Genomic DNA, 13349 nt, shown 5'->3' on the forward strand with positions numbered 1-13349 from the left:
CCCCTATTGCCTATTGCCTACTGCCTACTGCCTTCTTCCCCCTTCTCCCCATAACATCGAGGAGTATACACCCAGGGCAGCTTCTCCCCCCGTTGCACCTGGCGCGTCTGACTCGATCCGATTAAAATCACCGTCCGCATATCCGCATCCCTAGCGGTTAACTCCCCCAACGGCTTGACCTGCACCTGTTGCCCAGTTCGCCCCAAATTCCGAGCCAGAACCACTGGGGTAGAGGGCGATCGCCATTGCAGAAGAATCTCCCGCGCCCGGTCTAACTGCCAAATCCGCTGTTTAGACACAGGATTATAGAGGGCAATGGCAAAATCCCCCTGAGCCGCCGCTTGCAGCCGTGACTCAATCACCGACCAGGGTTTAAGAATATCCGACAGGGACATCACCACAAAATCATGACCCAACGGCGCACCCACCTGGGCCGCCGCTGCCTGCATCGCGGAAATTCCCGGACAGACCTCAATTTCCAGACCTTGCCAAGCTGGGTTCTCCCCCCTCTCCAAGACCTCAAACACCGCCGCCGCCATGGCAAAAATTCCCGGATCTCCTGAGGAGACTAACACCACCCGTCGCCCCGTTGCCGCCAAATCCAACGCTTGACGGGCCCGATCGCCCTCCACCCGATTCTCCGACTCATGACGCTGAATCGAGGGCGATCGCGAAGCGTGCGGGGACCGCAATCGCAGGGATTCCACGAGATTGAGATAGGTCCGATAGCCGACCCAGTCCGTCGCCTCTAGCAAGGTTCGTCGCACCTGGGGAGACATCCACTCAGCACAGCCAGGGCCCGTCCCCACAATCGCCAAACGCCCCTGTTCTGGCAGTTTCTCATAGACCAAACAGCGTTCCGTGGGGGTCACCGGACCCGTCTCATGGGGGAGTACCACGACGGTTAACTCTCCCGACTCTGACCACGGTAACTGACTCGACTCTAGCCAGTCCGCTTCTCCCACCTGGCGCACCGTCGCTCCCCCTAGGACTTCAGCAATAAACCCCTTAGCCTGGTCCGGGTGATTGAGCAAGCGATAGCCCCGAGGGGGGGAGAGGAGAGTTGTCTGAAAGCGAATCTCACCACTGGCGGTAATGGCCGGGGACACCTGCAACACTTGGGCAATTTGACGGGCCAGGTCATTCACCCCCTGTAGGCCCCCCAGCAGAGGAACCACCGCACTGCCATCTTCGGCGATCGCCAACACGGGAGGGTCTTGGGCCTTATTCCCCAACACTGGGGCCAACGTCCGAATGAGAATCCCCGCTGCACAAATGCCAATAATGGGCGTTCCCTGTTGAAACAGCGATCGCAACGTCGGTCCAAACTCAGAAAAAGACTGATCCACCCCCGTCGTGCGGCGGTCTAAGCCATAAATCACCCCATCCGCACAGCCAGCGGCCACCTGCCGCGCCAGGCCCACACTTCTCTGATTCAGAACCACAATGGCAACAGTCATGATGGCAGCCAGTCCCCCTCCACAAAGTCACTCATTATCCAGGGGGTTGAGAGAAAAGGCAAGCACCGTTTCATCGATCCCCTTAAGATGAAGCGGTCGAAACTTGGTAATTTCCGACTCTTGTAAATAGTCCGCCACCGCTGCCGACACGAGAATCCGTCCCGGTTGAGCCACCTCCTGAAGCCGGGCCGCAATGTTCACACTCGGACCGATCGCCGTATAGTCTGACCGCTCCTCACTACCAAACATCCCCACCACCGCTGTTCCCTGGTGAATGCCACAACGGAATTGTACTGGAGTCAGTCCCTCCGACTGCCATCGAGTATTGAGGTCATCCAACCGGTCATACATCTGACGAGCCGCTTGAATAGCTTGCTGCACCTGAACCTCGGGTTTCATCTCCTCCGGTGCGCCAAAAATTGCCATCACCGCATCACCCACAAACTTATCCACCGTTCCTCCCGCCTGAAAAATGACCTGACTCATCGAAGATAAGTATTCATTTAAGATTTGGGCCACTCGGCGCGATCGCAGTTGATTGGCCATCTGAGTAAAGCCGACAATATCCGTAAAGACAATCGTCACCAAACGGGGTTCCGGGGTCAAATTCAACTGTAACTCTCCCAAACGGGCCCGTTCCACCAAGGCTGGGGGCAGGAAACGGCTCAACACCGATTGGGTTAAATAGCGATTGAGGTCTTTAATCTGGCGCTCCTGGGCCTTCAGGGCTAATAAATTGCGCACCTGAGCCAATAATTCCCGGTCATTAAAGGGTTTGGATAAATAGGCATCCGCCCCCTGTTCCACACTTTCTAAGCGAGTTTCTTCATTGGCTTTAGCCGTCAATAGGACAATGGGGGTTCCTTGTAAGCATGTATCAGCACGAACTGCTGCAATTAAATCCAATCCCGACTGTTTCGGCATCATCAAATCCGTGACGATGGCATCAGGGTGATGGGATTGGGCCATGAGAAGCCCCTCTTCCCCATTACTTGCTAAGAGAACCCGATAGCCGGACTGGTGCAACACCCCCGCCACATAGACCCGCAAATCGCTGTTGTCTTCCACAAACAACACCGTAGCCATCTCATCGGGTCCGGGGAGCTGAGTCCTTTGGGATAAGACCTCAACCGACCCCTGGGATAAGACCTCAACCGACCCCTGGGGTAGGGGTCTGGCTGAGTCTGAGTCACTCAACTCCGTCGAGAGGGTTGGGGGGGACTGTACATCGGCCTCTAAACCAGCCAATTCCACCTCAAGGCGCTCTCCTTCAAGAGTGACACCATCTATCAGAATGAACCCCTCGGGCAAATGAGCCGTTCCCTGGCGCAGTTCCACATAAAAACAACTCCCCTGTCCCTTCTGGGACTCCACCCAAACCCGGCCGCCATGGAGTTCTACCAATTCCTTCACCAACGCCAAACCCAAACCACTGCCCTCATAGGAGCGATCAACTGAACCTTCTGCCTGATAGAAGCGGTCAAACAACTGGGTAATGCGATCGCCCGAGATGCCAATTCCCGTATCTTGCACTATTACCAGAGCGCGATCGCCTAGGGTAGAGGAATTACCATCGTCCTGAGTCTCCACAGAAACTTTAATCTCCCCCCCAGCCGGGGTAAACTTCATGGCATTGGACAAGAGGTTATAGAGAACCTTCTCAAATAAATCGAGATCCAGATAGACCTGGACATTTTCCTTCAACTGCTGTCGTAAATTGAGCTGTTTGCGTTCACAATAGGGGCGAAAGGCTTCTAAGATTTGCCCCACCAGTTCAGACAAATCACAGTTCGTAAACGTCGGTTGCATCCGCTGTTCATCCAACCGTTGCAAGTCCAGGAGTTGATTGACCAAACGCAAGAGACGACGACAATTGCGCAAGGCAATTTTGGCACGGTCTAAGGGCAAATCCTGCTCCTGACTCACCGCCGCCTCCAACGGTCCCATCATAAGGGTGAGGGGAGTGCGGAACTCATGGGAGACATTTTGAAAAAATTCTGTCTTTTGGCGATCGAGAATCAGGAGCCGTTCTGCCTGTTGGCGCGTTTTTTGATAGAGTCGGGCCTGTTGCACGGCGATCGCTGCCTGGGCCGCCACGGCCTGGGCTAAGGCAATATCCTGACCATGCCAGGCTCGGGGAGAATCATTTTGCCGTAAGGAGATGCTGCCGATAATCTGCCCATCGCTGAGGAGGGGAACCACCAGTAGGGCCCGAGCCGGATGGTGAAAGGGTTGATAATCCTGATTCCAGGTTGGCTGAGCCCTCATATCAGGAATGACGACCGGTTCCTGGGTTTCTAATAAATGCTGTAGCACCAAGTTTCCTTCAATGGGAACCTGAGACTGGGGTAATAAGCCCCCATCGTTTTGGTCCACTGTGTACCCCTCAACTTCGCTCGGTACACGCCGATATAGACCCACACATTCAACAAACTCATCCTCTTGAGTCCAAAGAGAGAGTGCGCAGCCGTCCGCCTGTAAAGCAGAACCGAGTTGTTCCGTAATCGCAGCAAAAATATCCTGCGGGTTAAGACTAGAGCGAATGGCCCGAGTAATCGTGTTGATGAGGGCCTCGCGTTGGGCCAAGGTTTGCATCATCTCCAGGGTTTTGGATTGAGCCAAGGTCAGGGCCGCCTGTTCAGCCACCATCACCACCAATTGCACCTCATCATCCTGCCAAATTCGTGCCTGACTGCATTGATGCAACCCCAGTACCGCCACCAGTGTAAATTCCCCGGGTCCTTGAGTCCCTGGCTCGACCCCATCGAGTTGTGCCGCCTGGCGGTAGAGGGGGGCACTCAGGGGCACAATGACACTAGAGCGAATATCCGCCTGTTGATACGCCTCATAGACGGGTTTGTGGTTCAGCAGCCGCTCATCTTGGGTCACGTCATTCATGACCACAATCTGGTCTGTTTCCCAGAGAGTTTGCGCCAGACAAGGATCTAAATCCGTTGTTTGCCCCCCTTCGCCGTTGCCTGGCTTCAAATGGGCCGGGAGGGTAGCCCCCGCATAGCCAAACCACTGGGTTCGCTCAACCCCAGAGGCATCCAGAGGTAACCCCGGGTCATCGCAAGTGCGCAAAATACAACAACTGGCCTCGAACATCTGCCCCATCGTTTCCACAATAGTTTGTAGAATCTGCCGATAGTTGGTGCGGGAGCGGATGGTGTTGGTGACGGCGTTCAGTAGGGACTCTTGCCGTAGAGTCCGACAGAGTTGTTCCGTGCGGGTTCGCAAGACATTATGGGTATCCACCGCCTGGCGCACCACTCCCCGCAACTCATCCACATGCCAAGGTTTGGTGACATACTTAAAGACCTTGCCACTGTTGATAGCCTCGACCAAATCGTCCACATCAGTGTAGGCAGTAACCAAAATCCGGATCATATCCGGGTATTGCATCGCCGTCAGACTCAGGAACTCCGTCCCCGTCATCTTGGGCATTCGCTGATCTGAAACGATCACAGCCACATCCTGTGCTTGGGCCAGAATTTGCAGCGCCTCTTGCCCACTCGATGCTCTGAGGACTTCATACGTCGGGGACAGAACGCGATCGAGTAGGTCAAGGTTGTCGGGTTCATCATCCACGACCAAAATTTTAGCCAGGCAACGGGGGCGATCTATCATTCAAGAGAGGCAGTAGGCAGTAGGCAGTAGGAGGCAGTAGGGGGAAAGGCAAGAGGCAGTAGACGGTTGATATTTAACGGGGGCCTGTTAACTCTTGGCTCATCAGATGGGGGTGAGGGTGGGGACGGACGGTTAAATCGATTGCCCCGACTCGTTACATCAATGCCAGTATAGCGAAAGTTGTCGAACCGCTTGCCAGTCGTATCTCAACCGATTCAGCTACAATAAAAGTTCATGTCAACGTTGGCAATTCGTTGGTGTCCTCATCGTTGGTATCTCTCATTTTTGCGACTAGACCCGTGAACTTTTTTGGCACTGCACGCTCCCAACCCAACTCAGGTTCGCGAGGACAGTCAACTCCTCCCTCTTACCCTCGGTGTCTTGCCTCTCATATTGCCGTGCGACGGGCTAGTTCGGATGATTTGCGAACCTTGGCTGAGATTCTGGCGGCAAGTTTTCATGAAACTCAAGGCTGGCGTACTTGGTTTCTGCCCCTGATTCGCTTGGGGATTTATGAAGATTTACGTCATCGCCTGCGGGCCAGTCATCATCCCCACACCTGTCTGGTTGCTGTTCAGGGCAATCGCTTGGGTGCAGAGGCGGCCGGTTGGACGAGTGGAGATCATCTGTTGGGAACGGTTGAGCTGAGTTTGAAGTCTAGTCCTCCAACAGCATGGCGTCTTAGTGGACTGAGTTATCCCTATATCTCCAATCTAGCGGTTCGTCCCCAGGCTCGTCGTTGCGGTGTGGCGCGGCAGCTTCTAATGGCTTGTGAACAAACAGCTTTAGAGTGGGGTTTCCGAGAAGTCTATCTCCATGTTCTCGACAACAATCTACCCGCCCGCGCCCTCTACACCCAGTTAGGCTACCGCTTACGACGGGTAGAGTTGACCTGGGGGACGACCTGGTTCGGCAAACCCCGCCAACTTTTTCTGTACAAATCCCTGATTCATCCCCGATGTGGACTCTGAACCTAGGAGGAAATTGGGGCGGGACGGTGTGCTAAGTTGAAGGTCGGTGGTCGTTTCTGATAGAATTTTGGATAGGGGTGTGGCAGGTCGCTTCGTAAGGGCATGACCGAGTCTCGGAAAACACTATCCCAATGTTATCTGATTTAAATGAGTTCTATCCGCCATCTAACGCTAATTAGCCGGCTAGTCCAGCGAGTTGGCTGGATGCTCGCTCATCGCATCTGCCTCTAACTTCACCACCAATCCCGTGGTGTCTCGGGACAGATTAGGTTACCCTAAGAGCAGATGCCTTTCCCATAGCCCCCTGAACATGACCTACGGCATGATCCATTCCTGAAACGAGAGTTACTGATATGTCGCGAAGCCTCGTTAAGTCTTCACAACCTGCCGAGCTAATCTCCCAGCTCAACAGCGGTCAACTGTTGGCGGTTGATAGTCGCCGTCGTAATGGCCTAATTATTTACAAGCGGTATCATGCCGAGTTTGCAGGGCCGGGGGCAGCTGTGGGGGGCTTTTTCGATGTGGGAACCCAGCGCACAATCCCTGTTGGCGATTTGGCTTTGGTGGCTCCAGAAGAATATGAAGAGCGGCAAAAGGCCTACTCGATTCGCCGACATTGGATTCGCTTGACGGAGCAGTTGACGGAAAACCCCGTCCCCCTGCAACGAGCAAAGATGTTGTTGGCACAGTTTGAACATTACTTTGATGCAGAAACGGTAAACAGTTTGCCGGATGATGCCTTAGCGAGCTTGGTGGGTGTGTTGCCTAGCACCATCAAGATGGTGCGCCACCCTAAGCGATTTCAACCTCGGGAGTTGAGAGCCATGGCTAGGGTTTAAAAATTCCTCGGGGGAGGAGTGCGCGATCGCCCCGGACAACAGGGTTTCGGGCGTCGCTTTGTCGTGGCAAGGTTTACATCTGCAAGGGACGATGACAGGGCAGGGGCCTCGACCCCCTAAGAGGCACTGGCTGCTAAATTGTCGGCATCTTCAAGGTCCTCCAGGGCCGGACGTAGGCATTCCAACCATTGAATGAGACTGTCGAGTTGTTTTTCTGCCGGCAACACGCCGAGGCCACGCACAGTGACCCGTCCGGTAATATAGACGAAACGAGACTGCAAATGTTTCGGTAAATGTGATTTTAATCGTCCCCAGGCCGGTTCCTCCATGGGGGTTTCCAGGATGACGTGCTGTTTGCCTTCTGGCTTAATGCGCGAGAACCCTAGGGTTTTGGCTAATTGTTTGAGTTCCATGACCCGCAATAACTGACTGGCAGCTTTGGGGAGGGGGCCATAACAATCTTGCCAATCCAGGGCGATCGCCTGCAACGCCTCGCCGGACTCAGCGGTGGCCACCTGACGATAGGCACTCATTTTATGGTCGAGATCCGGGATATAGTTGCGAGGGATAAAGGCCGTTAGGTTGAGATCCACTTGGGTATCGTTAACTTTGGGAATGGCCTGACCCTGAATTTCACGGATTTCTTCCTCTAACATGCTGCGATAGAGGTCAAAGCCAATGGCATTCATCTGACCTGACTGTTCTGCCCCCAACAGATTACCCACACCGCGAATTTCCATATCTCGCATGGCCAACTGATACCCCGATCCCAGTTGACTAAACTCTTGCAGGGCCCGTAATCGCTTCTGGGCCGCCTCGGAGAGTTGCTGACGTTGACTATAAAATAACCAGGCATGGGCCTGAACCCCCGATCGCCCCACCCGACCTCGTAATTGATAGAGTTGAGATAGGCCGAAGCGATGGGCATCTTCAATCAAAATGGTATTGACCCGAGGAATATCTAACCCCGACTCGACAATGGTGGTACAAACCAGTACATCCGCTTCCCCGCTACTAAAGGCCAACATCACGGATTCGAGTTCCGCCACATCCATTTGACCATGGGCGATGGCAATGCGGGCACTGGGAACCACTTCACGAATTTTGGCCGATCGCTCCTCAATCCCCTCAACACGCGGCACTACATAAAACACCTGGCCGCCGCGATCGAGTTCCTGGGCGATCGCCCCACGGATGGTTTCCCAGTCATAACGGGCCAAATGGGTTTTAATGGGACGACGGGAGGGGGGTGGGGTGGTAATCAGACTAATTTCGCGAATCCCCGACAGGGACATATACAGCGTCCGAGGAATGGGGGTAGCGGTGAGGGTTAAGACATCCACCTGGGTTTTAAGGGCCTTAATCTTCTCCTTCTGACTCACCCCAAACCGCTGTTCTTCATCCACCACCAACAGCCCTAAGTCTTTGAATTTAACGCTTTTCCCTAGAAGTTGATGGGTTCCCACCACCACATCTAACTCCCCCGTCATTAAGCGTTGTTGAATCTCCTTGCGTTCCTCAGGGGTGCGGAAGCGGTTTAACAGGCCCACCTGAATGGGATAGGGGGCGAACCGTTCTTTGAGGGTGTGATAATGCTGCTGAGTCAGGATGGTGGTGGGGGCCAGGAACGCCACCTGTTTCCCGGCGGTGATGGCTTTAAAGATAGCCCGGATCGCCACTTCGGTTTTTCCGAAGCCCACATCACCACAGACGAGCCGATCCATGGGGCGATCGCTCTCCATGTCATGTTTAATATCCTGGGTCGCCTTAAGTTGATCGGGGGTAGGTTGATAGGGGAAGGAATCTTCAAGTTCTTGTTGCCAGGGGATATCCTGGGGATAGGCAAATCCCTGTTGTTTAGCCCGTTCGGCGTAGAGTTTCAATAGGTCGATGGCAATCTTTTTGACGGCCTTGCGGACTTTGTTTTTAGTCCGTTCCCAAGCCTTACCCGACATTTTATTGAGTTGGGGATGGCCGCTACCGGTGTGGCGATAACGAGAGAGGGCGTTGAGTTGATCGGCGGCCACTCGTAGGGTTCCGTCGGCATAGCGTAGGACGAGATATTCCCGAGTTTCCCCGTTGAGGGTGAGACTTTCGAGTTGTAGAAACTGCCCGATGCCATGGTTTTGATGCACCACATAGTCCCCCGGTTGCAGTTGGTTGGGATCAACTTGCTTGGAGGCGGCCCGACGGCGTTTGCGGACGTAACTGGGGCTGGCTAGGCTATGTTGACCGAAGAACTCGCGATCGCTGACGATGACGAGGCGCAGGGTGGGCAGGATAAAGCCTTCGAGTTCGGCTTGGCCGGCGTATTTCAGGGCGATGGGGACGTGATGGGTTTGCAGGCGGTCTACGGCGGGATAATCCCGGGGATTGGGGAGAAATTGGGCGTTACAGTCATGTTCCTGTAGCAGGGCCACGGTGCGACTGGGTTGGGCGGAGATGAGGAAGATGTTAAAGCCGCGATCGCGTTCCTCCCGGAGAATTTGCGCGATTTTGGCGAATTGGTGAGGGGTGCTAGGGAGACGGCGGCTGGCGAGGTTGAGACGTTTCCCCGGTTGCTCCTGGACCTCGCGATCGCTCAAGACCAGTTCTCTCAAGTCGACGCGATCGAGGGGACAGGCTCCCAGACTCTCCTGGATGGAGCGATGCAGAGGACTCAGGTCAGGATGGCGATCGCGATGGCTTTGGAAGTCCTGTTCCACATGCTCCACCCAGCGATCGCTATGACCCTGACAGGCTTCGGGTTCATCGAGAACGAGGAGGGTGTCTGGGGGGAGATAGTCCAACAGGGAGGAGGGAGCGGCAAAGGCTAACCCCACTTGGGCGCTGGGAGACAGGTCTGAGGCCGCTTCCCCGAGGACGTCTTCTAAGCCTCGATTGAGTTGACAGGGTGTTAGCACAACTTGGCTGATTTTGTCAAGGGAACGTTGGCTCACGGGGTCAAATTCCCGCATTTTCTCCAGTTCATCGCCAAAGAACTCCAGACGTAGAGGCAGTTCAGCGGCAACGGGGAAAATGTCGATAATATCTCCGCGTCGGCTCCATTGGCCTTCAGCTTCCACCAGAGACACGGATTCATAGCCTAACTCAGCCAATTGGCGTTTAAGCTGGCTTAGAGAGAGTTCTAGGCCGAGTTTGAGGGGGAGACAGGATTGAGCAAAATGCTCTGGGGGCGGTAAATGAGGCTGTAGGGCCCGTTGGGTGGCTACAATGGCACAGCGAGGGGACTCGGGGGCTGTGGGGTGAACGAGATCTGCCAAAACTTGGAGTTGTCCCCAGGTGATTTCGTCCGAGTCACTATCGTCATAGGGAGAGGCTTCGCTGGTGGGGTAGAAGTGAACCAGGGGCCAATCCATTTCTTGCAGTTGCGCGGCCCAACGTCCGGCTTCTTCCAGGGTGGCGGCGATGAGACAGAGATGCTGTTGACGTTGATGGGCTAAGGCCGATACCATCAGACCCTTGGGAAAGCGGGGAACGCCATCTAGCTGCAAGCGTCCATCACGCTCCAAGGAACTGGTTAGCTCTTGGGTGAGGGCAGTGCGACCCAGGGTGCGAACAACGGAAGAAAAAGCCATAACAGAGCAACAGGGGCGATCGCAAAGGAAAATAAACCTCATCTATTCTAACGAGCTGTGGCCATTTCCTGGGGCGTCGCTGTCATCCTGGCGCTGTTTGAGTGTTTAAGACTACAAAACCAGCGGCACTCCTACGAGAGAATATCTCAAGGCGGTTGAGGTTCTATGGGTCAACCGTCACCCGTTCCACCTGAATCGCTCGCCAATGGCTTTCCTAAGTCACCTGGTAGATAGGCTTTGAAGCACTCTTTAATGATGAGAAAACCCCAGATTATTGTCTGTGGATTAGGCCCGACAGGCTACGAAATTTTCCGACTGCTACGACAGCAGGGCATCGAGGCGATCGGTATCCATGATGAGCCTCTTCCCCAGGAGACGGATCATGTGATTGTGGGGAATTTGCGCTCCTCTGCCACCCTCTTGGCGGCGGGAATTCAGGAGGCTCAAACCTTAGTCCTTGCCATGGTTGATGATGCAGTCAATCTAGCGGTTTTGGTGCAAGCTCGTTTGCTGAACCCCCATATCCGCATTGTCAATCGCCTGTTCAACCAACGATTGGGGGAACGACTCAATAATACGTTGGCTGATCACACGGCGATGAGTGTCTCAGCGTTGGCGGCCCCGGTGTTCGCCTTTGCCGCCTTTGGCAATCGAGCCATTGGCCAACTTCAGTTATTTGAGCAAACTTGGCCCATTCATGAAGAGTATATTGATGAGGGCCATTCCTGGGCTGGACGAACCCTGGATGAACTCTGGGAGGATCGCTCCCGGATGTTGATCTATTATCTGCCGATGCAGACTCATTTAGATCTCGTCTCGGGGGTCTTGCGACAACAACCCCTACAAGTGGGCGATCGCCTCATTATTGCCACCAAGCCGACGGTGGGATCTCGCCGTAAATCTCTGATTGAACGGAGTCGGCAATTTTTCCGCTGGCTGAAAACCCTACGTCAACAAATTCAGTCGAGCGTGGCGATTACCCTGGTCTTGTTTGCCACCATTTTTATCGCCACTCTCACCTATACGGCGATTAATGCTGAGATTACCATAGTCGATGCCCTCTACTTCTCGGTGGGGATGATTACTGGGGCCGGGGGCAATGAAAAAGTCGCCGAAACTGCCCCGGCTTTCATTAAGGTGTTTACGGTGATTATGATGCTAGCCGGGGCTGGGGTGATTGGTATTGCCTATGCTCTCCTCAATGATTGGGTGTTGGGAACGAGCTTCCGTAAACTCTGGCAGGCCGCCCCAATCCCCAGTCAAAATCACTACATTATCTGTGGTCTGGGGGGAATTGGGATCAAAATTGCCATGAGTTTACAGGATAATGGCTATGACGTGGTGGCGATCGACCTCGACCCCAATAGTCGCTTTTTACAAACCGCTCAATCCCTGAAAATTCCGGTGGTTCATGGGGATGCGACCCTGCCCCATACCCTAGAAACGGCTAACATTAAACGGGCAACGGCTCTGTTTGCCGTGAGCAGTGATGACACCACGAACCTGGAAATTGCTCTGACGGCTAAGGGGCTCAAAAATGATTTGCGGGTGGTGGTGCGATCCCGGGATGCTCATTTCGGCATGATGGTTCAGGAGGTGTTTGAGTTTAACTCCGTCCTCAGTCCCACGGAAATTGCTGCCCCCTCATTTGCCGCTGCTGCCCTCGGGGGGGAGATTTTTGGCAGTGGAATGACGGCGGGGAATCTCTGGATTGCTATGGCCACAACGATTACACCACAGCATCCCTTTTTGGGCCAAGATGTGAAGTCGGCGGCGGCGAATGGGGATTTTGTGCCGCTGTATCTGGAAACTCAGGGGGATACCCTTCATGGCTGGGAGTTACTGGGGGCTGACTTGGAGGTGGGCGATCGCCTGCATCTGACGATTCCAGCCAATCGCCTGGCTCAACTCTGGCGGGTGGTGGAACCGGAATTAGAACTTCCTCCCCCCTCCAGTCAGCCAAATCCCCAGCAGAATGGTCGTATCTCCTCGGCGAGTCCTCGCTAGGAGAGACTATTGAGCCAGTTACGAATCTGATTCATGTCAATGGGCCCGGCATCTCGAACTTGTTGACGGGAGTTCCCCGGTAGGGTCCAAGTGTCGGGACAGCCGGGGCCGGGCCGTTGCAGTTGGGTCTGGGCGATAAGGTCTAGGGTTCGGGCTTCCATGAGGTAGAAGTTCGCCTGGGTTCCATAGCTACTGAGGGACCCATACCAACCTTCTTCATTGAGATACCAGCAGGTTTCTTCATCACTGGGGTTGATGGTTTCATGAGAACAGAGAATTAAGGCGCTGTCGTTGAGATGGGAGGCAGTTACATCGGTGATCTCTTCGTCTGGGTTCGGCAGTTTGCCAATAATGTCATAGTTGGTATCGGGAGTGTCCCGCACCAGGATAATTCCGGCATCACTCAGGTCGTGGCCATGGGGTGGCGCTTGGCTGATGGCAAAGACGGCTTTTTCTGAGAGGGGAATCTCCCCTTCTGAGATTTTGGTGATGCGGCAGACTCCGGCTAATCGTTTTTCAAAGTCTTCTTGAGCTATGCCGGGTGGGGGGTCGTTGGTGTCGCTTTGATTGGGGACATCGCCAACTTGGGCCGGTGTGGGGGTGGAGGTTTGCTCGCGACAGGCCAGAAGGGTTAGGGCTAGGGAGCAGGTGAGTAGGGTTTGAAGTGGGTGTTTCATGGGGGGAAGGAGGGAACAGGGAACAGGGAACAGGGAACAGGGAACAGGGTCACCACAGAGGCACAGAGGGCACGGAGGAAGAGGAGGGGGGAAGAGGCAATAGGCAATAGGGGGGACAGGGGTAACCGCTAACTGTTATAGCAGTGTTCGGGAAAATTGGGATGGTAAAATCTGGCGGAGTTGGTTT

The 13349-nt window shown here is 54.4% G+C and carries 7 protein-coding genes; 3 read left to right on the forward strand and 4 right to left on the reverse strand.

The window, feature by feature from the left end; all coding sequences use genetic code 11:
• Window positions 1-17: 17 nt before the first annotated feature.
• Both cobJ and NEA10_RS06820 read right to left on the reverse strand, forming a co-directional pair.
• Window positions 18-1460 (reverse strand): precorrin-3B C(17)-methyltransferase, encoded by a 1443-nt coding sequence (cobJ, locus tag NEA10_RS06815; RefSeq protein ID WP_374111854.1) that lies wholly within the window; start codon window positions 1458-1460, stop codon window positions 18-20.
• 27 nt (window positions 1461-1487) lie between these two features.
• Window positions 1488-5090, reverse strand: coding sequence for a response regulator (locus NEA10_RS06820; RefSeq protein WP_252664581.1), 3603 nt, complete (start codon window positions 5088-5090; stop codon window positions 1488-1490).
• Between the two features lie 398 nt (window positions 5091-5488).
• Between NEA10_RS06820 and NEA10_RS06825 the strand changes: the two genes are divergently transcribed.
• Both NEA10_RS06825 and NEA10_RS06830 read left to right on the forward strand, forming a co-directional pair.
• Window positions 5489-6061: a GNAT family N-acetyltransferase gene (locus NEA10_RS06825; RefSeq protein WP_252664582.1), complete on the forward strand. Its 573-nt coding sequence runs from the start codon at window positions 5489-5491 to the stop codon at window positions 6059-6061.
• 353 nt (window positions 6062-6414) lie between these two features.
• Window positions 6415-6900: a hypothetical protein gene (locus tag NEA10_RS06830; RefSeq protein WP_252664583.1), complete on the forward strand. Its 486-nt coding sequence runs from the start codon at window positions 6415-6417 to the stop codon at window positions 6898-6900.
• Between the two features lie 116 nt (window positions 6901-7016).
• On the opposite strand, the gene mfd is transcribed toward NEA10_RS06830, so the two are convergent.
• The gene (gene mfd, locus NEA10_RS06835; RefSeq protein ID WP_252664584.1) at window positions 7017-10478 is read right to left on the reverse strand and encodes a transcription-repair coupling factor; all 3462 of its coding nucleotides are present in this window, start codon (window positions 10476-10478) and stop codon (window positions 7017-7019) included.
• A 252-nt stretch (window positions 10479-10730) separates the two neighbouring features.
• Between mfd and NEA10_RS06840 the strand changes: the two genes are divergently transcribed.
• Window positions 10731-12485, forward strand: a complete 1755-nt coding sequence (locus NEA10_RS06840) for a potassium channel family protein (RefSeq protein ID WP_252664585.1) — start codon at window positions 10731-10733, stop codon at window positions 12483-12485.
• Here the strand turns inward: NEA10_RS06840 and NEA10_RS06845 are convergent.
• On the reverse strand, window positions 12482-13162 hold the full coding sequence (locus NEA10_RS06845) for a hypothetical protein (RefSeq protein ID WP_252664586.1): 681 nt from the start codon (window positions 13160-13162) through the stop codon (window positions 12482-12484). The two genes, NEA10_RS06840 and NEA10_RS06845, sit on opposite strands and share 4 nt — an antisense overlap.
• Window positions 13163-13349: the final 187 nt, after the last annotated feature.

The organism is Phormidium yuhuli AB48 (genome assembly GCF_023983615.1).
GTDB classification, from domain to species: Bacteria; Cyanobacteriota; Cyanobacteriia; order Cyanobacteriales; family Geitlerinemataceae; genus Sodalinema; species Sodalinema yuhuli.